General features: G+C 67.4%; 23 protein-coding genes. 9 read left to right on the plus strand and 14 right to left on the minus strand.

The genetic code is table 11. From position 1 onward, the window contains the following. Positions 1-65: 65 nt before the first annotated feature. Complete coding sequence (gene sodN, locus ACGFNP_RS39540) at positions 66-467, minus strand: superoxide dismutase, Ni (RefSeq protein WP_219533868.1); 402 nt, start codon at positions 465-467, stop codon at positions 66-68. Positions 468-497: 30 nt separating this feature from the next. Here sodN and ACGFNP_RS39545 point away from each other — a divergent pair, with 30 nt between their 5' ends. Further along, positions 498-854: a S24 family peptidase gene (locus ACGFNP_RS39545; protein WP_358336721.1), complete on the plus strand. Its 357-nt coding sequence runs from the start codon at positions 498-500 to the stop codon at positions 852-854. Here ACGFNP_RS39545 and ACGFNP_RS39550 read toward each other — a convergent pair. From ACGFNP_RS39550 to ACGFNP_RS39565, 4 genes are all read right to left on the minus strand, one after another. After that, positions 824-1,267, minus strand: a complete 444-nt coding sequence (locus ACGFNP_RS39550) for a CGNR zinc finger domain-containing protein (protein ID WP_358336724.1) — start codon at positions 1,265-1,267, stop codon at positions 824-826. The genes ACGFNP_RS39545 and ACGFNP_RS39550 overlap by 31 nt on opposite strands. Positions 1,268-1,414: 147 nt before the next feature. Then, on the minus strand, positions 1,415-2,158 hold the full coding sequence (locus ACGFNP_RS39555) for an amino acid ABC transporter ATP-binding protein (protein ID WP_358336727.1): 744 nt from the start codon (positions 2,156-2,158) through the stop codon (positions 1,415-1,417). Next, positions 2,155-3,033 (minus strand): amino acid ABC transporter permease, encoded by an 879-nt coding sequence (locus tag ACGFNP_RS39560; protein ID WP_358336730.1) that lies wholly within the window; start codon positions 3,031-3,033, stop codon positions 2,155-2,157. Before ACGFNP_RS39560 ends, ACGFNP_RS39555 begins: the two co-directional genes overlap by 4 nt. After that, the gene (locus ACGFNP_RS39565) at positions 2,988-3,857 is read right to left on the minus strand and encodes an ABC transporter substrate-binding protein (RefSeq protein ID WP_358336733.1); all 870 of its coding nucleotides are present in this window, start codon (positions 3,855-3,857) and stop codon (positions 2,988-2,990) included. The genes ACGFNP_RS39560 and ACGFNP_RS39565 overlap by 46 nt, the downstream gene beginning before the upstream one ends. Before the next feature lie 261 nt (positions 3,858-4,118). Between ACGFNP_RS39565 and ACGFNP_RS39570 the strand changes: the two genes are divergently transcribed. Continuing rightward, positions 4,119-5,321 (plus strand): NADP-dependent malic enzyme, encoded by a 1,203-nt coding sequence (locus tag ACGFNP_RS39570; RefSeq protein WP_358336735.1) that lies wholly within the window; start codon positions 4,119-4,121, stop codon positions 5,319-5,321. A 102-nt stretch (positions 5,322-5,423) separates the two neighbouring features. Next, positions 5,424-6,770, plus strand: coding sequence for a hypothetical protein (locus ACGFNP_RS39575; protein ID WP_358336738.1), 1,347 nt, complete (start codon positions 5,424-5,426; stop codon positions 6,768-6,770). A gap of 68 nt (positions 6,771-6,838) precedes the next feature. Here ACGFNP_RS39575 and ACGFNP_RS39580 read toward each other — a convergent pair whose 3' ends face one another. The 5 genes from ACGFNP_RS39580 to ACGFNP_RS39600 all read right to left on the minus strand — a co-directional run bounded on the left by ACGFNP_RS39580 (position 6,839) and on the right by ACGFNP_RS39600 (position 14,869). Next, the gene (locus ACGFNP_RS39580; RefSeq protein WP_393327605.1) at positions 6,839-8,323 is read right to left on the minus strand and encodes a hypothetical protein; all 1,485 of its coding nucleotides are present in this window, start codon (positions 8,321-8,323) and stop codon (positions 6,839-6,841) included. A 207-nt stretch (positions 8,324-8,530) separates the two neighbouring features. Next, positions 8,531-10,090, minus strand: coding sequence for a trypsin-like serine peptidase (locus ACGFNP_RS39585; RefSeq protein ID WP_393327608.1), 1,560 nt, complete (start codon positions 10,088-10,090; stop codon positions 8,531-8,533). A 450-nt stretch (positions 10,091-10,540) separates the two neighbouring features. Next, on the minus strand, positions 10,541-12,043 hold the full coding sequence (locus ACGFNP_RS39590) for a trypsin-like serine peptidase (RefSeq protein ID WP_393327611.1): 1,503 nt from the start codon (positions 12,041-12,043) through the stop codon (positions 10,541-10,543). A gap of 393 nt (positions 12,044-12,436) precedes the next feature. Next, positions 12,437-13,603, minus strand: a complete 1,167-nt coding sequence (locus ACGFNP_RS39595; protein ID WP_358336750.1) for a hypothetical protein — start codon at positions 13,601-13,603, stop codon at positions 12,437-12,439. 189 nt (positions 13,604-13,792) lie between these two features. Then, positions 13,793-14,869, minus strand: coding sequence for a trypsin-like serine peptidase (locus tag ACGFNP_RS39600; protein ID WP_393327614.1), 1,077 nt, complete (start codon positions 14,867-14,869; stop codon positions 13,793-13,795). A 939-nt stretch (positions 14,870-15,808) separates the two neighbouring features. Here ACGFNP_RS39600 and ACGFNP_RS39605 point away from each other — a divergent pair. From ACGFNP_RS39605 to ACGFNP_RS39630, 6 genes are all read left to right on the plus strand, one after another. Then, on the plus strand, positions 15,809-17,257 hold the full coding sequence (locus ACGFNP_RS39605) for an acetyl-CoA synthetase (protein WP_393327617.1): 1,449 nt from the start codon (positions 15,809-15,811) through the stop codon (positions 17,255-17,257). An 82-nt stretch (positions 17,258-17,339) separates the two neighbouring features. Next, entirely contained in the window at positions 17,340-17,618 is a 279-nt protein-coding gene (locus tag ACGFNP_RS39610) for a DUF6364 family protein (RefSeq protein WP_393327619.1), read from the plus strand. Next, a complete protein-coding gene (locus ACGFNP_RS39615; protein WP_393327622.1) occupies positions 17,605-18,030 on the plus strand; it encodes a type II toxin-antitoxin system VapC family toxin in 426 nt (141 codons plus the stop codon). The genes ACGFNP_RS39610 and ACGFNP_RS39615 overlap by 14 nt, the downstream gene beginning before the upstream one ends. 45 nt (positions 18,031-18,075) lie before the next feature. Beyond that, the gene (locus tag ACGFNP_RS39620) at positions 18,076-18,972 is read left to right on the plus strand and encodes a hypothetical protein (RefSeq protein WP_393327624.1); all 897 of its coding nucleotides are present in this window, start codon (positions 18,076-18,078) and stop codon (positions 18,970-18,972) included. A 9-nt stretch (positions 18,973-18,981) separates the two neighbouring features. Then, the gene (locus tag ACGFNP_RS39625) at positions 18,982-19,938 is read left to right on the plus strand and encodes a zinc-binding dehydrogenase (RefSeq protein WP_214640131.1); all 957 of its coding nucleotides are present in this window, start codon (positions 18,982-18,984) and stop codon (positions 19,936-19,938) included. A gap of 76 nt (positions 19,939-20,014) precedes the next feature. Continuing rightward, the gene (locus ACGFNP_RS39630) at positions 20,015-20,872 is read left to right on the plus strand and encodes an oxygenase MpaB family protein (protein ID WP_358336770.1); all 858 of its coding nucleotides are present in this window, start codon (positions 20,015-20,017) and stop codon (positions 20,870-20,872) included. A gap of 99 nt (positions 20,873-20,971) precedes the next feature. Here ACGFNP_RS39630 and ACGFNP_RS39635 read toward each other — a convergent pair whose 3' ends face one another. The 4 genes from ACGFNP_RS39635 to ACGFNP_RS39650 form a co-directional block, all read right to left on the minus strand. Then, positions 20,972-21,712 (minus strand): PadR family transcriptional regulator, encoded by a 741-nt coding sequence (locus ACGFNP_RS39635; protein ID WP_393327627.1) that lies wholly within the window; start codon positions 21,710-21,712, stop codon positions 20,972-20,974. Continuing rightward, positions 21,709-22,509 carry a DUF4097 family beta strand repeat-containing protein gene (locus ACGFNP_RS39640; RefSeq protein WP_358336776.1) on the minus strand — a complete coding sequence of 267 codons (801 nt, stop codon included), beginning with the start codon at positions 22,507-22,509 and terminating at the stop codon, positions 21,709-21,711. The genes ACGFNP_RS39635 and ACGFNP_RS39640 overlap by 4 nt, the downstream gene beginning before the upstream one ends. A gap of 104 nt (positions 22,510-22,613) precedes the next feature. Then, a complete protein-coding gene (locus tag ACGFNP_RS39645; protein ID WP_181308704.1) occupies positions 22,614-22,790 on the minus strand; it encodes a DUF6104 family protein in 177 nt (58 codons plus the stop codon). A gap of 11 nt (positions 22,791-22,801) precedes the next feature. Beyond that, positions 22,802-24,118 carry a Fic family protein gene (locus ACGFNP_RS39650; RefSeq protein WP_393327630.1) on the minus strand — a complete coding sequence of 439 codons (1,317 nt, stop codon included), beginning with the start codon at positions 24,116-24,118 and terminating at the stop codon, positions 22,802-22,804. Between the last annotated feature and the right edge of the window lie 3 nt (positions 24,119-24,121).

The raw sequence follows: 24,121 nt of genomic DNA on the forward strand, positions 1-24,121 counted from the left end.
TCAGACTCGCCATCGACGGAAAAGGCTCTGCGCGGAAGGTCGCCGCACAGAGCCTTTGTGCCGATTTAGGCGGCCTTGGTCTCCCAGAAGATCTTCGAGATCTCGTCAATCTTGCCGAGCAGGTCCTCGGCCTTGGCCACCTCGACCGTGCCCTTGCCGCCCGCCGCGCCGGCCAGCTTCGTGGCCTCCCAGAAGAGCTGGTGGAGCTGCGGGTACTGCTCCAGGTGCGGGGGCTTGAAGTAGTCGGTCCAGAGCACCCAGAGGTGGTGCTTCACGAGCTCGGCCCGCTCCTCCTTGATGGAGAGCGCGCGGGCGCGGAAGATCGGGTCCTCGTTGGCCGCGTACTTCTCCATGATGGCCTTGACCGACTCCGCCTCGATCCGGGCCTGCGCGGGGTCGTACACCCCACAGGGCAGGTCGCAGTGTGCGGAAGCGACATGCTTGGGTCGTAGCAGTCGTGCGAGCATCAGAAAGTCCTTCCTTGATGCTGAATCAGCTTGGTCCACCTACCGACCTTACTCGGGTCCAAACACCCGTGGAGGAGAGGGTCACAGCCCATGAGAGTGCGTGTCGAGGGGGATTCGATGCGTCCCGCTCTGGTCGATGGCGACTGGCTTCTCGTACGCCGAGGCGCCGCGGTCCATCCCGGAGACCTCGTCGTGGCGCGGCTCCCCGGCGAGCCCGATCGGCTGATCGTCAAGCGGGCCCAATGGCATGGCGATGACGGCTGGTGGCTGGAGAGCGACAACCAGCGGGCCAGTGGGCGCCGCGACAGCTGGGACTTCGGCCCGGTGAACGACATCGTGGGCCGGGTGGTGCTGCGCTACTGGCCGCTTCTGCGGCGGGCGCGGTAGGCGGCCACGTTGGCCCTGCTGGCGCACCGGGCGGAGCAGTAGCGGCGCGAGTGGTTGGAGGAGGTGTCGAGGAAGGCCCGCAGGCAGTGCGGCTCCTGGCACCGGCCGAGCCGGTCGGCGCCCAGCTCGGCGACGACCGCGGCCAGGCCCATCGCGGCACCGGCGGCGGCGTCATCGGTGCCGTCGGCGCTCACAGCCAGGTGGAGGTGCCAGCGCTGCCCGTCGTGGCCTGAGAGCTGCGGGCGCACCGGATGGCGGACGAGCAGCGCGTTCAGGCGCGCCACGACGGCTTCCTCGCCACCGGTCCCGTCGAAGACGGCCGCCAGTTCGTCGCGCAGCCCTGTGAGCTCGGGTGGCGGGTGCGGATCGTTGACCAACCGGACCGCCCACTCGGCGTAAGAGGTGAGGTCCATGCCGGAGTATTACACGAGCGGCGGGGCGCCCGGAGACCGGACACTCCGCCGTGCTCGGCGCTCACGCGCCGGGCGACCCGCCCGCGTCGGACGGCCTTGGACGCCTTGAACGCCTTTTGAACGCACGCGTCGGCCGCCTCGTGGCGGTCAGCCCTCTGGGTGCAGGACGCGCCTGAGGAAGGAGCGGGTGCGTTCATGCTGCGGGTCGCCGACCACCTGGGCGGGTGTCCCGTCCTCGACGATCACCCCGCCGTCCATGAACACCACGCGGTCGGCCACCTCGCGGGCGAAGCCCATCTCGTGGGTGACCACCAGCATGGTCATGCCCTCCTCCGCCAGCTTGCGCATGACGGCGAGCACGTCGCCTACCAGCTCGGGGTCGAGCGCCGAGGTGGGCTCGTCGAAGAGCATCAGGGCCGGGTTCATGGCCAGGGCCCTGGCGATGGCCACCCGCTGCTGCTGCCCGCCGGAGAGCTTGCCGGGATATTCGTGGCACTTGTCGGCGACGCCGACCTTGTCCAGGTTCTCCCTGGCGACGATCTCGGCCTCGGCCTTGCTCCGGTTCAGCACCCGCTGCTGGGCGATCATCACGTTCTGCAGCGCGGTCAGGTGCGGGAAGAGGTTGAACTGCTGGAACACCATGCCGACCTGCCGCCGGGTGGCGTCGATGTCGGCGTCGGGATGGGTCAGCTCGCGGCCGTTGACGAACACCTTGCCCTTGGTGGGCGTCTCCAGCAGGTTCACGCAGCGCAGCAGCGTCGACTTGCCCGACCCCGACGGGCCGATGACGCAGACCACCTGGCCGGGTTCGACGGTGAAGTCGATGCCCTTGAGCACCTCATTGGTGCCGAAGTGCTTGTGCAGGTCCCTGATCTCTACGGCGTGGGTCACCGTTTCCTCCCCTGACGCGCTTCGAGGCGGCGTACGACGAACCCGAGCGGGATCGTGATCAGCAGGTAGGTGGCCCCCGCCACGATCAGCGGCGTGCTGTTGGCCTGGTCGATCGTGGTGTCGGAGCCGAACTTGGTCAGCTCGGTGGTCGCCGCGGTCACGCCCAGCGTGAAGACCAGCGAGGAGTCCTTGAACAGCAGGATCAGCTCGTTGGTGAGCGGCGGGATCACGATCCTGATGGCCTGCGGCAGGATGATCGAGAGCATCGCCCGGCCCGGCTTCATGCCGAGCGACCTGGCCGCCTCCATCTGCCCCTTGGGCACCGCCTGGATGCCCGCGCGGAACGACTCGGCCATGTAGGCGGCGGCCACCAGGCCCAGCGCGAGCGCCACCGTGCCGTAGACGTCGCCGGGGAGCTTGAACCCGGGGAACGCGATCGGCAGGCCGAACCCGAGCAGTAGGAAGATGATCAGTGCGGGCAGGCCGCGGAAGATCTCGATGTAGACGAGGGCGACCACCCGGTACGGCGTTACGGAGGACAACCGCATCAGCGCCAGCACGAGACCGAGCACGAAGCCGATCACATAGCCGGCCACGGTGAAGATCAGCGTGTTCTTCAGCGCGACCGTGAACAGCGTGGGGAACATCCCCGCCGCGACTTTTCCGTTCAGGAAGTTCTCGAAGATCTTCGGCCAGTCCGCGAGCAGGATCACCGCGAGGAGGACGAGGGCGAAGACGGCGTACTGGATGGCGAGGCTGATCCGGCGGCGCTGGCGGGGGCTGAGCCCGCTGCGGGCGGGCTCAGCGGTGGTCGGCGTGGTCGTCATGATCAGGAGGTGGGCGTCGGGGTCGTGACGGGCGCCGCGCCCATCCACTGCTGGTACTCCTTGGACCAGGTGCCGTCCTTGATGGCCTCGGACAGCGAGTCGTTGATGACCTTGAGCAGCGCGGTGTTGCCCTTCTTGACGGCGAAGCCGTACTGCGCGTGGGTCGGCACCTGGCCGGACAGCTCATAGGCCGAGGAGACGTTCGGCTTCTTCATCCAGTCGACGACGACCGGAAGGTCCTGGATGACCATGTCGACCTGGCCGGACTGCAGCGCGAGCAGCAGCTTGCCGGAGTCCTTGAACTCCTTGGCCTCGATGCCCGCGTTCTTGGCCAGCGTGAGGCTGGTCGTACCGGCCTGCACGCCGACGCTCAGGTTCTTGGCCTTGGCGGCCTCGAGCGTGGGCACGCCCGCGCCCTTCTTGGTCACCAGGCCGAGCACCTCGTCGAAGTAGGGACTGGAGAAGTCGAGATGCTGCTTGCGGTCTTCGGTGATCGTCATACCGGCCGCGGCGACGTCGCACTTGCCGGCGCTGAGCGCGGCACCACCCTTGATCGAGTCGAAGTCGATGTCCACGATGTCCTGCGTGACGCCCAGCTTCTTGGCGACCAGGTCGATCATGTCCACGTCGAACCCGACGACCTTGCCGCTGGCGTCCTTGGCCTGGAACGGCGGGTACGGCAGGTTGGTGCAGGTGGTCAGCTTGCCGGGGGAGACCAGCGTGACTCCGCCCGCCGCCGTGGCGGGTGCGGAGGACGAGGCACCGGTGGTGCCCGTCTCAGTGGAGCTGCCGCAGGCGGACAGTGCCAAAGCGGCGGTCAGAGCGAGCGCGCCGGTGGTGTAACCACGGCGCGTTCTGGGCCAGAGGGCCATTGGCGGGCCTCCTCAAGTGATATGTAAGGAAAGTTGTTTTTTGTGTAGTTTAAGTGGGTTTTTGCGGCAGATCGTCATCCGACAATTAACAATGCGTCAACAGAACGGAGTCAGTCCCGAGACGGACCTGATCTCAGCATGTGGCACTATGGAGCCACGGGTGACCCCCGTAACCCCTCGCACGAGACGATCGAAGAGGGGATCCTGGCGGCTACCGAAGCCAGGCCTCTCGCGCCGTCTGCCGAAGGTCTCATCCGTCCGATGACTACTGGGGTCGCTGTGACTACCACACCCACTTCCCTCGAATCCCTCGATCTCGATCCCGCCTTCGCATTGCACCGCGGCGGCAAACTCGAGGTCCGATCCACCATTCCGGTCCGTAACGCCGACGACCTTTCCCTTGCCTACACCCCCGGGGTCGCCCGCGTCTGCACCGCGATCGCCGACACGCCGTCACTGGTCAATGACTACACCTGGGTGTCCAACGTGGTCGCCGTCGTCTCCGACGGCACGGCCGTGCTCGGCCTCGGTGACATCGGCCCGGCCGCGGCCATGCCCGTGATGGAGGGCAAGGCGCTGCTGTTCAAGGAGTTCGGGGGCGTCGACGCGGTCCCGATCTGCCTCGACTGCACCGACGTCGACGCTCTGGTCGAGACCGTCGTGCGACTGGCGCCCTCGTTCGGCGGCATCAATCTGGAGGACATCAGCGCGCCCCGCTGCTTCGAGGTCGAAGACCGGCTGCGGGACCTGCTCGACATTCCCGTCTTCCACGACGACCAGCACGGCACCGCCATCGTGGCCCTCGCCGCGCTGACCAACGCGGCCCGGCTGACCGGCCGCTCCCTGGGCGACCTGCGTGCCGTGGTGGCCGGCGCCGGCGCCTCCGGGGTCGCGGTCACCAGGATCCTCCTGGAGGCCGGCATCGGTGACATCGCGGTCGCGGACTCCAAGGGCATGCTCTACAGCGGCAGGGAAGGGCTCAACCCGGTCAAGGAGGCCCTTGCCCGCGACACCAACAAGGCGGGTCACAAGGGCTCGACCGAGGAGGCCCTGGCGGGCGCCGACGTCTTCCTCGGCCTGTCCGGCTCGACCGTGCCGGAGGCGGCCATCGCCTCGATGGCCGCGGACTCGATCGTGTTCGCCCTGTCCAACCCCACCCCCGAAGTGCATCCCGAGGTGGCCGCGAAGCACGCCAGGGTGGTCGCGACCGGCCGCTCCGACTTCCCCAACCAGATCAACAACGTGCTGGCCTTCCCCGGCGTCTTCCGCGGCGCGCTCGACGTCCGGGCCACCACGATCACCGAGAACATGAAGGTGGCCGCGGCCACCGCGCTCGCCGGCGTGGTGGGCGACGACGTCACCGCCGAGTACATCATCCCCAGCCCGTTCGACAAGCGCGTGGCGCCCGCGGTGACCGCCGCCGTGGCCGCCCAGGCCCGCGCCGACGGGGTCGCCCGCCTGTAGTCCCTCGGCCCCCTTGGGAAATCGCCAATCTTTCTTTACTCTCCGTGCTATAAAGAGGGCTCTCTGTAAGGAAGCGGGCTTCCGGTTGCCGCGAGGAGAGCGATGGAACGCGAGCCCAATCGACTGCTACAGCAGCTGATCGCGGAGGCGGGCTTCTCCCACAAGGGGCTGGCCAGGTGCCTCAACGACCTGGGCGCCGCGCGCGGCGCCCCCGGCCTGAAGTACGACCACAGCTCCGTGCTGCGCTGGATAGGCGGTCAGCGGCCTCGGGACCCTGTGCCGTGCCTCCTTACCGAGATTTTCGCGCTACGGCTCGGCAGACCCTTCTCCCCGGTGGAGGTGGGCATGCCGGCCATCGTCTCGCCCCTTGATCTCGGGCAGGAGTTCACGCACACGTGGAAGGAAGGGGTCGCGACCGTGACGGCGCTGTGGCGGGCCGATATGGAGAGACGGCGATTCCTGATCGATTCGACTTTCGCGATAGGCGCGGGCTCGGTAGGGGCCGTCCGCTGGCTGACGTCCCCGCCGGAGGAACACCCCGGCGGCGCCGGCTCGCGCCGGGTCGGCCGGGCCGACATCACCGCGATCCACGAGGTCACCCGCTCCTTCGGTGAGCTCGACAACCGGTTCGGCAGCGGACGCGTCCGCGCGTCCGTCATCAAGTACCTCGACACCGCGGTCTCGCCGCTGCTCAAAGAGGGCACGTACGGGGAGGCCACCGGCAGGCAGCTGGCCGCGGCCGCCGCGGAGCTGACCCGCCTGGCCGGGTGGATGGCCTACGACCTGGAGCAGCACGGCCTGGCCCAGCGTTACCTGATCCAGGCGCTGCGCCTGGCCAGAGGGGCCGACGACCACGCGCTGGGCGGCGAGATCCTGGCCGGCATGGCGCACCAGGCCATCTACATGGGCCAGCACGCCCACGCGCTCGACCTGGCCAGGGCCGCCCAGCTCTCGGCCCGCCGAGCGGGCGTCCACACCCTCCTGTGCTCGAGCCTGGTACAGGAGGCGCACGCCCACGCGGGCCTCGGCGACGCCCGCTCCTGCGGCAACGCGCTGCACGCCGCCGAGGTCGCCTTCGACTCGCGGGCGCCCGGCGACGAGCCCTCCTGGCTGAGCTACTTCGACGAGGCGTATCTGTCGGCCAAGTTCGCCCACTGCTTCCGCGACCTGGGGGAGGGGGAGCGGGTCGTCCGGCAGGCGCGTCGCTCGCTCGACATGGACGGTCGCTTCGTGCGGGGGCGGATGTTCAACCTGTCGCTCCTGGCGGCCGGGCTGCTGCAGTGCGGTGAGCTCGAGGAGGCGTGCGAGGTGGCGGGGACCGCGCTCAAGCTGGCGGGTGAGCTTCAGTCGGCGCGTTCCCGCTCGTACGCGGCCGATCTGCGCAGGAGGCTGGAGCCGTACAAGAGCGAGCCTGCGGTGCGGGCGCTGCGCGAGCTGTCGGCCGTTTAGGCCTTACCTACGACGCGAGCCCGTCTCCGGATCGATCCGGAGACGGGCTCGCGAGGTTGTCCCTATTACTACTGCATCATCTCGCCGTTGGGGCCGACGATCGACTTGGTCGCCGCGTACTGGGCCTTGTTGTAGACGTCAGCGGTCTCGCCGTCGAAGTAGGCGGAGCTGATGAAGTCGATCCGGCCGTTGCCGTCCTGGTCGTGGAACATGCTCGTCACGCCGTTGACGTAGCCGGTGCGCTTGTTGTTGTCGTACTTCATCAGCCAGGGACCGCCGTCGGCGCCGGGGGTCATCGAGCACTTCAGCACCTGGTGCGTCTCGACCTTGAACGTGTTGACCTGGTACCTCTTCGTTCCGGTCTTGCCGCTGCACCACTTGGGCGTCACACCGGTGAAGGCCTTGTCGCCGTCGGGGTGCGGGGCGCTGGGGTAGCCGAAGGCGGTGACGTTCTGGCCCATGGGCTGGTTCCAGGCGACGCCCTGGCCGCCGACGGCGTCACCGAGCCGGCCCAGGTCCTTGGCGATGCCGATGACGTACTCGGCCATGTAGTACTTGCGCGACAACCCGGGCTTGACCCACTTTTGTGTGTAGTAGTGGGTGATGAGGTAGTTGCCGGACTTGTCGATGGTCTTCTTGCCGGGGCCCTTGTAGGCGGTGTACTCCGGCAGGGTGACGGGCACGGTCTCGGGCTCGCCGAGCTTGAAGCCGTTGCCCTTGCCGGTCTTGGCGTCCGTGTACTCCTTCTCGCCCGCCTCGACCTTCTCCAGAACCGCGCCGGGGAAGTCGGGACCCACCTTGTCGGCCGGGGTGTCGGCGCCCTGGGACCAGCAGTGGCCGAGGGTGAGCACGCACTTGGCGTACTCGGCCGGGCTGATCTCAACCGGCTTGACCCACTTGTCGCCTCGCCATGCCTGGAACTCCTTGAACGACACCTTCTTGTCGTTGGGGAGCGCGAAGCCGTTGTGCACGGCCACGAACGCGAAGTCGCCGTCGTAGTCGTCGTAGGTGTCGAGGTCGTAGCTGGTGAACGCGTAGGCGCCCGCGTACACGCCGAACGGCGCCTTGCCCTGGTAGTAGCCGGGGACGAACACCCACTTGGCGAAGACGTCCTTGCCGCGCTCGTAGACGCAGTGGCCCGCGGTCGCGATCAGGTTGCGGTTCCTGGACTGGACGGACGTCGCCGAGCACCAGCGGTAGTTGCCGGCGCTGTCGAGGAAGAAGACCTTGCCGATGGTCTTGGGCAGGTTCACGGCCGTGGACTTGGCCACGGCGGGCGTCGTGCCGGTGGGGGAGGCCGAGCCCGGCTTGCCGTCGGGCGCCTTGGCCTGGGTGGAGACCAGCTTCTGGACGTCCTTGGCATCGACGTTGTACTGCGTGGCCTTCTTGAGCGCGGCACCGTTGGCGTCGAGCCAGAAGTAGGCGTTGCTGTAGGCCTCGGCGGCCTTGGGGGCGAGTGGGTCCTGAACCCAGTCGGGCGCGGCGTTGGCGGGGAGGGTGAGGGCGGCGGCGCTCAGGCTGGCGGCGGTCAGGGGGACGAGCAGGCGCTTCACTGAAGATCTCCACAACGTTAACAAGCGAGTTGTAAAGACCCTATCGACCCTCTGGTCACTCTGGTAACAGATTGTGCTGGAATGTTACGGAAAATGCTGGAGGTCCAGGTCAGACCCCAGAAAGGCCGAAGGGCCCGGCAGGATGCCGGGCCCTTCGGTGAAGCTGTTGAACGACGACCTAGGGCCTTCGTTCGATCCCGCAGCTAACTACTTGACGAGCTTGCCGGACCACGAGGCCGCAGCGGCCTTGTAGATCGCGGCGGTCTCGCCATCGAAGATGGCAGAGGTGATCGTGTCGTAGCGCTTGTTGCCATCGACGTCCACGATGAGGCTGGTGACGCCGGTGACGTAGCCGAGACGCTTCGCGTTGCTGTAGTTCGCCAGCCACGGTCCACCGTCGTAACCGGCGGTGACGGCGCACTTCAGCGACTGCTGCTCCTCGACCTTGCGGGCCGGGATCTTGACGACCTTGCTGGCGGTCTTGCCGTAGCACCACTTCGGCGTAACACCGGTGTAGGGCTTGGAACCGTCAGGGTTGGGGCCGTAGGGGTACCCGAAGGTACGAACGACCTTGCCCGCAGCCTGGTTCCACGCGACACCCTGGCCACCGACGTTGTCACCGAGGCGACCGACGTCCTTGAGCGCAGCGGAGACCGTGAAGAACTCGAGACGGACGAAGCGAACAGCCTTGCCGGGCTTGAACCACCGCTGCACGTAGTAGTGCGTGAGGGTGGCGTTGGTCCGCCCGTCGCCACCGACGGTCGCGGGGTACGCGGCAGTCGGAGTCGGGAGGGGCTGACCGGGCTGCCAGCTCGGCTTCTGCTTCTTGATGTACGCGAACCAGTCGTTGTAGGTAACGTTCTCGACGACGGGCTCGCCGAACCTCTTACCGTTGCCCTGGCCAACACCAGCGCCGTTGTAAACGGCTCCGGTGACCTCACGACGGTCCACCACTGCGCCGGGGAAGTCCGGGCCGGTGGCCTCTTCGGCCGAGCCCGGGTCCACGTCGTAGTAGTCCGTGGTCGCCGGGTCGAGCTTGCCCTTCTTGTACTCGTCCTCGGAGACCGTGACGTCCTTGGTGAACTTCTCACCCTGGTAGGCGTCGTAGGTCTTCCGGTCGACCTTCGTCGGCTGGCGCAGCGAGCCGCCAATGCCGTTGTAGACGGTCGCGAACGCGTAGTCGCGGTCGAAGTCCTCGTACACGTCGAAGTCGTAGTGGGTGAAGGCCTGCTTACCCACGTACACACCGTAAGGCGTCTTGCCCTGGTAGTAACCGGGGACGAAGACCCAGCGCGAAACGACCTCGTCGTTGCCGGCGATGTCGTAGACGCAGTGACCGGCCGTGGCCACCAGGTTACGGTACTGCGACTGGACGGAGGTGCCCGAGCAGTAGTACAGCTTGCCGTCGCGGCCCTCGAAGAACACCTTGCCGATGGTCTTCGGCAGGTTGACGTTCTGGGACTTGACGGCGACCTTCTTCTCCTCGCCAATCGGCACGGAGGAGCCGGGCTTGGTGTCGGCGCTATAGCCGCCACCACGGGAGATCTTCTCAACCTCGAGCGAGTCGGGGTTGAAGGCCACAGCCTGCGTGAGGGCCGCGTTGTTGGACTTGGTCCAGAAGTTCAGGGTCTCTTCGGCCTGAGCCTGGGTCTTCGCCAACGCGTCGCTCGCGACGTCGCCACTGGCCTGAGCGGTGCCGGCGAGGCCGGCAGCCAGCAGACCGGTGGCCAGAATGGCGCCACCGGCGGGGAGGAGGATGCGCTTCAAGGTAACTCCTTGCGCTGTCGTGGGGAGCTTCTTGCGCCCCATGCGTCAGTAAAGGGATAGCCAGGAACATACAGTGTGGATCTTGAACTCGGGTAGCTGCTTTGGAGGGAAAAAGGGCGCTAAGTCGGGCGTGATCGTTCCGTGATGTTTAAACGGCGATAGAGGATGACTTGCCGGAAGTGCCGGATGACACCGTTTCCGCAGATCAACATAAGGAAGTTGTCAGTGTTGCTGCGGTGGCGAGAGTGCCGCCGTCTCGACGGCCACCCGGCTGATGTGACGCAGATCACATCGACTTGATGGCACCGTCTGGGCGCGCCGTGCGTCAAAACGCCCTTCAGATTTGTCCCCGGGAACGCCGAAGGGCCCGGCGATGCCGGGCCCTTCGCGAGTTACCGCTGTGCGAACCGTCCTAAAACGGGCGCGATGCGTTACTTAGAGGATCTCAACTCAAAGGATCTTGCCGGACCACACGTTCGCCGCGGACTTGTACACCGCAGCGGTCTCACCGTCGAAGTACGGCGAGGAGATGTAGTCGACACGCTTGTTGCCGTCCTGGTCGTTGAAGGTGCTGGTGACACCGTTCACGTAGCCGAGACGCTTGCTGTTGCTGTAGTTGAGCAGCCAGGGGCCACCGTCGGCGCCCTCGGTCATCGCGCACTTGAGCGCGACGTGCTCTTCGATCTTCTTGGCGGCCGAGCCGACGACCTTCTTGCTGGTCTTGCCGTAGCACCACTTGGGCGTGATGCCCGTGTAGTTCTTGTGGCCGTCGGGGTGCGGAGCGGCCGGGTAGCCGAACACGCGGACGTACTTGCCCGTGGGCTGGTTCCAGGACACGCCCTGGCCGCCGACGACGTCACCGAGGCGACCGACGTCCTTGGCAGCACCTTCGATGATGAAGAACTCGGTCTTGTAGAACTTGGTCGCCGTGCCGGGCTTGTACCACTGCTGCACGTAGTAGTGCGTGATGGTCCAGTTGCCACGAGCGTCCTGCACCTTGGAGCCCGGACCCGTGTAGGCGTCGTAGGCGGCCTTGGTGACGTTCTCGGTGACGGGCTCGCCGAACTTGTTGCCGTTGCCCTTGCCGACCTTGGCGGCCTCGTAGGCCGCCTTGGCGACCTCGACCTTGGCGACCTCGGCGTTGGGGTAGTCCGGGCCGGTGGGCTCGGCCTTGCTGCCGCGCTTGGCCCAGCACGCCTCGATGGACGTCGGGTCGAGCTTGCACTTGCGGAACTCGTCCCGCGAGATCTCGACGTCCCTGGCGTCCTTGATGCCCTGGTACTTCTCGAAGTCGGACTTGGAGACCTTCTTCGCGGTACCGCCGCCGAGCTGGATGCCGTTGTACACGGTCACGAACGCGTAGTCGCGGTCGTAGTCCTCGTACACGTCGAAGTCGTAGTGGGTGAAGGCCTGCTTGCCCACGTAGATGCCGAACGGCGTCTTGCCCTGGTAGTAGCCGGGGACGAAGACCCACTTGGACATGACGTCCGAGTTGGTGGCGGTGTCGTAGACGCAGTGACCGGCCGTGGCGACCAGGTTGCGGTACTTCGACTGGACCGAAGAAGCGGAGCACCACTTCTTCTCGCCCTTGCTGTTGACGAAGAACACCTTGCCGATGGTCTTCGGCAGGTTCACGTTCTGAACCTTGACGGTGGTCTTCTTCTCCTGGCCGATCGGCACGGAGGAGCCGGGCTTGCTGTCCGCGCTGTAGCCACCCTTGCTCTGCAGCTTGGTGACGTCGCCGGCGTCCCAGACGTTGGACTCCTTCGCCGCCTTGAGGGCGGCGTTGTTCGTGGCCGACCAGAAGTCCGCGATGGCCTTCGCGTCAGCGGCGCTCTTCGCCATCGGGTCGGAGGCTACGTCGCTGGCGGCCGTGGCCGTACCGGCGAGGCCGGCAGCCAGAAGGCCGGTAGCCAGGATGGCACCACCGGCGGGGATGAGGATGCGCTTCAAGGGAACTGCTCCTTGCTCTGTCGTGGGACACAACATGCGTCCCATGCGTCAGTAAAGGGATAGCAAGGAACATAGCGTGGTGATCTCCGCAGGTAAAAGCCGTTCTGCCCCATCTGGAAGGCACCCTTACCCTCGTGACCTTTCCGTTACCAGTCAGAGATCTTAGCGGAGGGTGATCGAATTGCCACGTTTTCGCTGGGTATGAAGGGGGCATGGCGGAGAGGCTGTGAGGGGTGCGACACGCTTCGTGGGCGCGCCAATGTGATTCAGATCACAGGAACCAGATTGGCGCGAGCTCCGTCTAATACCGCCGAATCCGCCGTGATGATCTTGGAAAAGCGCGAAAAAGGGGCCCAGCCGAACCCGGCCGGGCCCCTTTTCGGGTGAGGGGTGTTACTTGTACAGCTCGCCGTTCGGGCCGACGATCTTGCCGGACCAGGCGTTCTTGGCCGAGTTGTACACCGCGGCCGTCTCACCATCGAAGTACGGCGAGGTGATGTAGTCGATGCGGTCGTTGCCGTCCTGGTCGGCGAACGTGCTGGTCACGCCGTTGACGTAGCCCAGACGCTTGCCGTTGCTGTAGTTGGACAGCCAGGGGCCGCCGTCGAAGCCGGGCGTCACGGCGCACTTGAGGCCGATGTGCTCCTCGATCTTGAGCCACGGAGCGCCCACGGCCTTGGCGGTGGTCTTGTTGTAGCACCACTTCGGCGTCACGCCGCTGTAGGGCTTGTTGCCGTCGGGGTGCGGGCCCGCGGGGTAGCCGAAGGCGCGGACGGGCTTGCCGGTGGGCTGGTTCCAGGACACGCCCTGGCCGCCGACGACGTCACCGAGCCGGCCGGCGTCCTTGGACAGCAGGATGTAGTAGCGCCCGCCCCAGTTCCGCTTGGGGCCGACGAAGCGGTCGTAGTCCTTGCGGTCCACCTGCTTCACACCGTTGAAGGAGATGCCGTTGTAAACGGTCACGAACGCGTAGTCGCGGTCGTAGTCCTCGTAGGTGTCGAAGTCGTAGTGGGTGAAGGCCTGCTTGCCCACGAAGATGCCGAACGGCGCCTTGCCCTCGTAGTAGGCGGGCACGAAGACCCAGTTGTTCAGTAGGTCCTTGTTGCTGTCGGTGTCGTAGACGCAGTGGCCTGCGGTGGCGACCAGGTTGCGGTAGTTCGACTGGATGGACGTGGCCGAGCAGTAGCGGAACTTGCCCTGGCCGTCGACGAAGAAGACCTTGCCGAGCGTCTTGGGCATGTTCACGTTCTGAACCTTGCCCGGGGCCTTCTTCTCCTCTCCGATGGGAGTGGCGCTTCCCGGATTGCCGTCAGGGCTGTAGCCGCCCTTCGAGACGACCTTCCTGACCTCTTTGGCGTCCCAGGTGTAGGCGGTGGCGGAGCGGAGGGCGGCGAAGTTGGACGCGGCCCAGAAGGACGCGACCGAGGAGGCCTGCTGTGTCGTACGGGCCATGGGGTCGGTGGCGATGTCGCCCTGTGCCTGAGCGGTGCCTGCCAGGCCGGCGGCCAGGAGGCCGGTCGCCAGAACGGCGCCACCGGCCGGGAGAAGGATGCGCTTCAAGGTAAAACTCCAGACGCGGGGCGCCTCGTGCGCCCCATAATGCAGCAAACGGACAGGCGGGAACCTATCGGTCTGACTCTGGTCCTGTGAATTACCTGTTGGCGGAGTCAAGCGCGACGATCATGCCCGTGACCATCCCGAGATCTGAAACCGGCTGATCACTCGGGGTGGCGATACGGAACGTGTAACTTACGTCACATTTTGCGGTGTAGTGAGCGCTGCGGCGCGTCGGTAGACGTCGCCGGTCGTGGCGTTGAAGGTCGGCGAGGACACCGCGTCGTAGCCGCCCTTGGCGTCTCTGTTCCAGGTCAGACTGTTGATCCCGTTGAGGAATCCGACCCTCTGGACCGCCTGGTAGTTGATCAGCCAGGGGCCGCCGCTTGCGCCGGCGCTGAAGTCGCACGGCTGGAGCTGCACGCCGTACTGCAGGTCGAGGCTGGGGGCGATGGTGCGCCTTGTGGTGCCCGAGCACGCCTTCAGCGTCTTGCCGTTGAACGGGTGGCTGCCGTCGGGCTGCGGGCCCGCCGGGTAGCCGAAGGCGGAGATCGAGATGGCCAGGCCCTTGCCGATCGTCAGACCCTGCCCGCCGATGTTGTCCTGCAGACGGCCGACGTCCTGCATCGCGAGCTGGCCGTTCTTCTCCACCCACTTGAAGCCGCGGTGCACGGTGACGAAGGCGTAGTCGAAGTCGTAGTCGCCCTTGCCCGGCCAGTCCTCGTGCATGCTGATCGCGGCGCCCACGTAGATGCCGTCGGGCGTCTCCCCCTCGGGACCCGGGTTGGGAACGAAGATCCAGTAATCGGCGGGCTTGGCCTGGCGCGAGTCGTACGCGCAGTGCCCGGCGGTGGCCACCACGCTGCGGTTCTTGGCCGCGACCGCGCTGGCCGAGCACCAGTACTCCTTGTCGCCGAAACGGAAGAAGACCTTGCCCATGGTCTTGGCGGCCGTGCTGTTGCGCGGGAGGACGGGTGCGACGCTCAGCAGGCCCTTCGGGCGCTTCAGCGTGACGATCTGACTCGCCCCGGCTGCGGCCGTAGCGGTGGGCGAGGACTGCGAGGCCGGCGTGGCGGGGCTGTAGTTGTCGGCCTTCTTGAGTCGGTCGGGCTGCCAGTACTCGGCGACCTTCTTCATGTCCGCCACCGTCTTGGCCAGCGTGACCGAGTAGACGCGGCTGCTGGTCGCGGCCGAAGCGGTCCCCACGAGGGCAGGCAGCAGCAGTAGCGCGCTGAGGGCAGCCGCTACCAGGTGCCGGACCCGGGGGATCATGGAAATGCCTTGCCTTTGGGGGTTAGTAGTTCTGGGGGTGTAACGATGGATTTTTCCAGATCACTCACTGTATTGCAGCTCGGATGGCGATTCGTTATCAGATCAAGCGTGACTTGTACCTCATAAGGAGTGCGTCAAGGGCGCCATCCGGATAGCGGACCCGATCTCATGTGAAGGTCGTTTCCGCACGTCACAGGCATAGTACATGATGCGACTTCGATGTCTACCAGGCTTTTCCCGGGTGTCTTTCTTGATCGCTGTAGGAGTGCGAGAAGGCCCCGGCCGAGGCAGGTGCTTACAGCATGTTGCCGGTCCACCGGTTCGCGGCGGCCTTGTAGACCTTGTAGGAGTCGGTGTTGAAGTACGGCGACGAGACGTGGTCGTAGCGGTCCACCGCCGGCGCCGGTGGTGAAGGCGCACTTGAGGCCGATGTGCTCCTGCAGGTTGTACTTCGGCGCGGCGGGCATCGGAGCCGTCCTGCCGTAGCGCCGGCCGGTGGACGGCTTGTCGCCGTCGGGGTGCTCGCCGGCGGAGTAGCCGAAGGAGAACGCGTGCGCTTTCGGGCTGCGGGGCGGGCCGTCGGGGGTGGAGTTGTTGCCCTTGACGCCGCTGGAACGGGTGTCGTGGTCGGCCGCCAGCTTGAGGAGGTCGGGCGTCCAGGACTGGACCGCCTGCTCCGCGGGAGTGGCCGCGTTCGGGGGGCAGCACCCCGGTGGGCCAGGAAAACGCCCGGCACGTTAATGAATGGCGCAATCCCGCGGCCAGAAAAGGGCGCGAAAAAGTCTGGACCGGTTCTGTTTCGTCGTGGAAATAACCAGATCGCATGTATTGCAGGAAAGCATTTCCGCAGGTGGATGGGCATGTTGATCTCCTTTAGTATCGCCGGTAACGGTTATTACCAAACACCACTACTTATCAACCGAATGTTATTCTGGTTAGATGAGAGGCATGGATCCACGCACCCCCTGTCTCATAGGTACGGCCCAGCGCACCGTTCGCGAGCAGCCGGGCCCGGAACCACTCGACCTGTGGGAGCACGTCGCGCGCGAGGCGGCTCGCGAGGCGCGGCTGCCGGTCGAGCGGATCGACTCGATCCAGCTCGTCTACACCGACTCCTGGCAGTACGACTCCCCGGTCGGCCGGCTCGCCGACCGCCTGGGCGCCGCGCCCCGGCACCGGGCGTACTCCAGGGTCAGCGGAACGGCGCCACAGCTGCTCATCGGCGAGGCCGCGGGCAGGATCGCGGCGGGGGAGCTCGACTCGGCCCTGATCGCCGGCGCCGAGGCGCTGGCCACGCGCCGGGCCTACCGGCGGGCGGGCGAGCACGTGCCATGGAGCCATCCGGCCGATCCCAAGCCTCCCTACGGCTGGGACCGCCCGCCGCACCCGGCGGAGCTGGCCCACGAGCTGTTCCTGCCGGTCCACACCTACGCGATCATGGAGACCGCCCGCCGCGCGTCCCTCGGTATGTCGATAAATGAGGAAATGGTGGACCGGGCGCGGATGATGGCTCCGATGACCGAGGTCGCCGCCGCGAACCCACACGCCTGGCGGCGTACCGCCCGAACCCCGGAGGAACTGGTCACCGGCCACCGCTTCATCGGCTGGCCGTACACCCGCGACACCGTGGCCGTGGGGGAGGTCGACCAGGCCGCGGCCGTCATCCTGGTGTCCACTGGACTCGCCGACCGGCTCGGCGTACCGGACGACCAGCGGGTCTACCTGCGCGGCTGGGCATACGGCGAGGACACGTGGGAGGTGGCGGCCCGGCCCGCGCTCGGCGCCTCGCAGGCCATCGCGCGCACCGCCGAGGCCGCGTTCGCGCGCGCCGGGCTGGGCTTGGAGGACATCCACGCGCTCGACCTCTACAGCTGCTTCGCGATCGCGCTGCGGCAGGCGTGCGACGCGATCAAGCTGGACCCGCTCGACCGGCGCGGCCTGACGGTCACCGGCGGCCTGCCGTACGCCGGCGGTCCCTCCAGCGACTACGTCCTGCACTCGACGGCCACGATGGCGGGGCTGCTGCGTGCCCAGCAGGGCCACGGGCTGGTGACGGGCGTCGGCATGCACCTGACCAAGCACACGTACGCGATCTGGTCCACGGAGCCGGGCGGCACGCTGGGCGATGCCACGCCCGTCTTCACCGCCGACCCGGTGGAGATCGTCGCCCTGTACGACGGCCCCGCCACGGTGGCCGGCTACACGGTGGCGCATGGGCGCGACGGTGTCGCGGAGAAGGGCATCCTCGTGGTCGACCTGCCCGGTGGGGGCCGGGCCCATGCTCACGTGCTGGAGGAGGAACTCCTGGCGGACGCGATGTCCAGGGAACTGGTCGGCCGGCGGGTGCGGCTGGTATCCGACGGAAAGGTCAATGTGGCGCGGTGGTGAGATTAAAAACTGTGCAAGAATTGTGAGCGCATGATTACTATCTGCTGTTGACATTTTTATGTCAGCGGCGGACGCTGGTGTCATGCGGAGGACCACGGTGCGGATCGACGACGCACTCCTCAACGAGGCCAAGGCGTACGCGGCACGAAACGGACGCAGTCTCACCTCGGTGATGGAGGATGCCTTGCGACAACTACTCAACCGCTCCACGGAGGCGGCCGAGCGGCCCCGCGTGGAGCTGCCGGTGTCCGGCGCCGTCCCTGGGCCCATGCTCACCTGGGCGGAGCTCAAGGAGCTGATGGAAGTGGACTTCGTGGAGCATCAGCTGGCGAAGTTGGGCGGCCGCGATGCGGATGCTTGATGTCAACATCCTGGTCAACGCGCAGCGCCGCGACGCCGAGCACCATCAGGAATGCCTGGCCCTCGTCGAGGAGGTCGTCAACGGCGACGAGGCCTACGCGGTCAGCGACTTCGTGATCAACGGCTTCATGCGGGTCGTGACCAACCACCGCATTCCGCAGAGCACCCCGTTCGAGACGGCCTGCCGGTTCGCGGAGAGCGTCCGCAACCAGCCGCATGCCGTCCTGGTGAACGCCGGATCGAGACACTGGGAGATCTTCACCAAGCTCTGCCGCGCATCGGGCGCCACGGGCAAACTTCTGCCCGACGCCTACCTGGCCGCACTGGCCATCGAGCACGGTTGTGAATTCGTGACCTGCGACACCGATTTCGCCAAGTTCCAGGGCTTGCGCTGGCGGCACCCGCTCAACTGAACTGAGGACGGATACGCCAGCCGCACTACTCGGCAGGGGATCACCGTGGCCGATCAGTTCGACGTCATCGAGGCAGGCGAGCGTGGTCGGCGCCGGTGGGTCGGGATCGCGGTGGTGCTGGCGTTGCCGGCGATCTGCATAGTCGGCCTGCTCGCGAGCCGCGACCCCGAGCCGGGGCAGGTGCCGCCGCCGAGCGCCGCGCCGGTGCCGGTGCCCGTGCCCATCCGGTCGTTGACCAGGATCGAGGGCGCGCCCAACGTCGTACGCGCGCCGGCCAAGGTCAAGGGCGGCGACGAGGTCATCCCGGTGGTCTTCCCCGACGGGCGGCACGCGGACGTCCGCTACCCCGCCGAACTACGGCTCAACGAGCTGGGCGCGCGCCCGTTCGTGGGCGCCTGGGTGGCGGGCCACTATCGCGGGCTCTACGCCCCCTATGGCGGCGAGATGGAGATCTCCAGGGGTGCACAGCCGATCAGGAACTTCACCCCGAACGTCACCCTCTGGCCGCGCCAGCCCGGGGGCGGCCCGAACGGGCAGGTGCTGATGTTCGCGTTCGGCAAGTGGCGGCTGGCGATGAATGACACGCCCGAGGGGCTGGCCTTCGAGGAGCGGCTGGCGGCGGCCAAGAGCCTGCGCGGGAAGGTCGGCAAGGACGGCTACCTCGTCCTGAGCGGCAGCGGCGACGCGATCCGCCTGGCGGAGCCCGGCGAGACGGCCCGGGGCGACCCGGTCGGGCCGCAGCTCTGGTTCGGTGGTGGCGTCGGCGACATGGTCGCGCTCATTCCCACCCCCGACTGCCAGAAGGCCGCAAGGACACCGTCGGTCGACGGCCGTGGCCGGCCCGTCCGGGTCGTGTGCAGGGGTGACGTGCAGATCGCCGCCTCGGGTTCGCGCTCGTTCGTCGAGCACGCCATCGACGGGATCCGGATCACGCTGAAGTAAGGTGCGGCCATGTTCGCCGTAACCGCCACACAGACCGATCCCGACAACCCTCTCGCCGGGCTGACGCTCGGCGAGCATCCGGAGCCGCAGGTCCCGGACGGCTGGACGACCGTCACGGTACGTGCGACCGCACTCAACCACCATGACCTGTGGACGCTCAAAGGCGTGGGCATCAGGCAGGACCGGCTGCCGATCGTGCTCGGCTGCGACGCGGCCGGGGTGGACGCCGACGGCAACGAGGTCATCGTGCACGCGGTGATCGGCTCCGGGGCCGACGAGACGCTCGACCCGAAGCGTTCGCTGCTGTCGGAGGTTCACGACGGCACGTTCGCCGAGCGGGTGGCCGTGCCGCGCCGCAACCTGGTGCCCAAGCCGGCCGCGCTCACCTTCGAGGAGGCCGCCTGCCTGCCCACGGCCTGGCTGACCGCTTACCGCATGCTGTTCGACAAGGCTGGTCTCGAGCCCGGCTCCACCGTGCTCGTGCAGGGGGCGGGCGGCGGGGTGGCCACCGCGCTGATCGCGCTCGGCCGCGCGGGCGGCTACCGGGTCTGGGCGACCAGCCGCTCGGCCGCCAAGCGGGAGCAGGCCGTGAAGCTCGGCGCCGACCAGGTCTTCGAGCCCGGCGCGCGGCTGCCCGAGCGGGTCGACGCCGTCATGGAGACCGTCGGCCAGGCCACCTGGGACCATTCGCTCAAGTCGCTCAAGCCCGGCGGGCGCATCGTGGTCTGCGGCGCCACCAGTGGCGCGGTCCCGCCCGCCGACCTGAACCGGGTGTTCTTCCTGCAGCTCTCGGTGATCGGCTCCACGATGGGCACGCGCGACCAGCTCCAGCGGCTGGCCGTGTTCCTGGAGCAGACCGGGCTGCGGCCGGTCATCGACAGGACGATGCCGCTGTCGGACGCCCGTGACGGCTTCGCCGCCCTGGCCGAGGGTGACATTTTCGGAAAAATCGTCTTTACCAGATGAATAAGTGAAGGGTTACTTATGTGCACCCGGGATGATACAAAGAAGGTGAGGTTGTATCACCCCGGGAGGCGCCGTCATGGACGTCGAGCCGTTCGGCCCAGGCTCGTTGCACTGGGAGACCGCCGGCGAATACCGCAACCTGCTCGTGGCGGGCAGCGCGCTGGTCCTCCAGACCATGCATCCGGCGGTGGGCGCGGCCGTCGCCCAGCACTCCGTCTACAGGCAGGACCCGTGGGGCCGGCTCAACCGCACGCTCGCCTCGATCCACACCTGGGTGTACGGCGGAGCGGACGGCCCTGCCGAGGGCGAGCGGCTGCGTGAGCTGCACAAGCCGATCAGCGGGGTGGACGAACAGGGCCGGTGCTACCACGCGCTGAACGGTGCGGCCTGGGCCTGGGTGCACCTGTCGCTGTTCGAGCGCTTCGTCACCCTCAACCGCTACTTCGGCACCCCCTACACCGAAGACGGTGAACGCCGGCTCTACGCGGAGACGCGGCAGCTCGGCGCGATCCTGCGGGTGCCGGAGCGGGAGATGCCGCCGACCGTCGAGGAGTTCTGGTCCTACTTCGACGAGATGGTGGCCGAGCGGCTGGAACCGCATCCGACGGCGCTCGACGTGCTCGCCGTCATGCGGGGGACCCCGATGCCGCCCGGGCTGCCCCGGCCGCTGCGGCGGCTCTGGGCGCCGGTGGGTGCCGGGTCAGGAGAGGTCAACTACTTCGTGACCGTGGGGACGCTGCCGCCCGCCGTACGGGAGAAGCTGGATCTACCCTGGTCGGCGCGGGACGAGCGGCGGCTGCGGCACCTCGGGCGGGCGGTGGCGATGCTCGTCCCACGCCTGCCGGAGCGGTTGAGGTATATGCCGATGCCCTATCACGCACGCAAGGCCGCCCGGAGCGTGCGGGGCCTGGAGCGGGCTCTTCGCCCGGCGTAGCGGCCGGCCCCACCTGGTCATGGCTTCAGAGAGTCGCGGATCTGCCGGCCCCGCCTGGTCATGGCTTCAGGGAGTCGCGGATCTGCCGGCCCCGCCTGATCATGGCTTCAGGGAGTCGCGGATCTGCCGGGCGGCCTCGTCGAGCGTGGCGCGTACCTCGTCGATGGCCTTGCGGGTGAGCGGGGCGGCCGACGCCTCGCGGCGGACCTGGGCGACGAAGTCGGCCAGGCGTTCGCCCAGCTCGGCGTCCAGCTCGGCGCGGCTGGGCGAGGCACCGCCCAGCGTGCTCCAGACCTCGGACCAGATCCGGCGCCACTCGCCGCCGAGCCGCTCGCCGTGGTCCTGCCAGTGTGTGGCGTGCTCCATCCACTGGCGCTTCTGCTGCTCCTTGAGCCGCTTGAGGTTGGCCTTCTGCTGGTCCTTGAGGCTCCTGGGGTCGTCGACGGCGCCGGTGCGGACGTCCTTGGCCATCCTGGTGAGCTCGTCGCGCAGCGACTTGACCGTGTCGCGGACGTCCTCCTTCACCTCGCGGGCGATGTCGCGCACCGAGGCGGAGATCTCCTGCTCCAGGTCGTCGAGCTCGTCGAGGCGGGCGTTGAGCTCGTCGCGGCCCCTGTCGGTGATCGAGAACACCTTCTTGCCCTCGACCACCTCGTGCGTCACCAGCCCCTCCTCCTCCAGGCGGGCCAGCCGCGGGTAGATCGTGCCGGGGGAGGGCGAATAGACGCCGAGGAAGCGGTCCTGCAGCAGGCGGATGACCTCGTACCCGTGCCGAGGGCTCTCCTCCAGCAGCTTCAGCAGATACAGCCGGAGCCGGCCGTGACCGAAGACAGGGCTCATCGCTTCTCTCCCTTGAGCAGCGTGACCTCGCCGGAGACCGTAGTCGCCGACACCGAGGCCATGCCGCCACCCAGCCGCCCGGACATCGACTTGGCGCCCGGACCGCTCGCGTCTGACAGGTTTTCGAATGTGCTGACCAGCCTGCCGGAGGTGGACCTCATGCTGACGTCCGCCTCCACGTTCTCGGGCAGCCTGACCAGGATGTCACCGGACACGCTGTGGAAGGTCACATATCCGGTCGGGCGCAGCTCCAAGTCGGCGGTGATCCGCCCGGACACGGTGTTGGCCCTGAGCCGGCGCGGCGTACCGTCGGCGACGGTGAGCTCGCCCGAGACGCTGGTGAACGTCAGGTCGCCGTCCATCGCCCGGCACTCGACATCGCCGGAGACGGTGGTGGCGCTCACCTCACCGCTCACACCGTCGAGCACGATGTCCCCGGAGACGCCCCTGACCTGGGTCGTCTTCTCGAACCCGGCCACGACCGCCGAGGCGGAGACGACCCCCGCGTTGATCGTGCACCTCTTGGGCACGGTGAGCGTCAGGACGCTCTTGCGCCGGTCACGCCGCAGCCAGCCGAGTAACCCGTCCCAGGTGAGGTCCTTGTAGGCGACGCTCAACTCCCCGCTCTCCTCGTCGTAGGTCACGATCAGCGGCGCGGAGTCGATCTCGGCCACCTCCAGCGTCGGGGGCCCGTCGCTGGCCAGCACGTCCACCCGTCCCGCGACGATCCGCACGTCGAGCGCGGTCACCGAACCGAACGTCAGCTGCTCCGGCCCCTCGATCGTCCACTGCCGCATGATCCCCACCCCTTCTGCCGACACATCTGCACATGAGACACGATATGTCGCGTCTGTCGAAAACTCAAGATGTATCGCGTCTGTCGGGCGATGAGTATGTCGCGTCAGTCGTCCTCGTCGTCGAGCCGGGCCAGCCAGGTGGCCAGGCGCTCGATCGGGGTCTCGAACTCGGGGTTCAGATCGACGAACTCACGCAGCCGCTCACCCAGCCACAGCAGGCTGACCTCTTCCTCGCCACGCCGCTCGACCAGCTCCTCGATCCCCCGGTCGGTGAAGTACATCGTGCTCCCATTCATTGATTACGCAGCCGCGACGTCAGGTCGTCGGCTGGGATCCAGGCGTCGGCACGCCCACGTCTGACTTTAGTCAGGAGTCCGCGCTGCTCGAGATCGCGTAGGTCGGTCCGGGCGGTCTGCAGGACGACCTGGTGGCTGGCCGCGTGGCCGGCGACGGTGTACTCGGCCACGGGGTGGCTGCTGGCATGAGTCAGCAGGGCGATCTGGCGGCCGTTGAAGGCCCCGGTCCGCCCTCTGGCCAGACTCGCCCGCACCTCACGGGCCTGCTCGGCCTTCCTGCCGAGGTAGGCGTGAAGATCGTCGACGGCCCGTCTCAGCACGCCGAGCTGGCCCAGGACGAAGTAGGTGAGGTCGTTCTCGTCCTGCTCGACGTGGAGGAAGCTGCGCCCGTAGCGGGCGGGGGCGTTCTTCAGGATGCGCGAGATGGAGATGAACTCGGTCAGCCAGTAGTCCTGGTTGAGCATCGACCAGTAGAACAGGGCCCTCGCGGTCCTGCCGTTCCCGTCCTCGAACGGGTGGTCGTAGGCGAGCATGAAGTGCACGGCGATCGCCCTGATCACCGGCGGGATGTAAGCCGCCTGCGACACGCCGTTGGCGAAGTCGCAGAGCCGGCCCACCCGCTCGGGCAGTTGCTCGGCCGGCGGAGGCGTGTGGAGGACCTCGCCGTAGGTGTCGGCGACGACCACGCGCTCCTCGCCCGGGAGCTGGAAGCGCCCGGCCGCCGCCGGGTTGCGCAGGGTGCCTTCGGTGACGATCCGCTGGATCTCGCAGATCAGGGCGGGGGTGAGCGGTTCGTCGCGCAGCTCGCCGATCCGGCGCATGGCGACGTAGTTGTTGCGGATCATGGTCTCGTCGACGGTCTGGGGCTTCCGGCCGCTGCGGAGCATGTCCTTGGCCACCAGGTAGGTGGTCGCCGCGCCTTCCAGCTGACTGGAGGTGATGGCCTCCTCGATCAGCGAGCTGACCAGGTAGCGGTCGCGCGTCAGCGGGTCGGTGACCGGTTCGGGGATGCCGATGCGGCCGCTCAGGTCCCGGTTGAGCGCTTCGACTCCGCGAAGGACCTCATCGGGCAGCGCGTACGTGAACGACAGGCCGCCCGAGTCGACCAGCGGCAGGCCGCGGCGCATGCCCAGCCGGGCCATCTTGAGTCCGAGCCACCACTGCTCGTGCGTGAGTCCCGCCGGCGGAGTGCGCCGCCGGACCTCGTCCCAGGGGAGGTAGCGCTCCGCCGAGTCGACCGCCGAGAGCAGCCAGAGACTGTCGGCTTCGAGCCAGAGTTTTCGCCAGGGAGGCGGATCCTGTGGCCGCCGCATCGT

Origin of the sequence: Nonomuraea sp. NPDC049269 (genome assembly GCF_043197155.1) — a bacterium.
Classification (GTDB): Bacteria; Actinomycetota; Actinomycetes; order Streptosporangiales; family Streptosporangiaceae; genus Nonomuraea.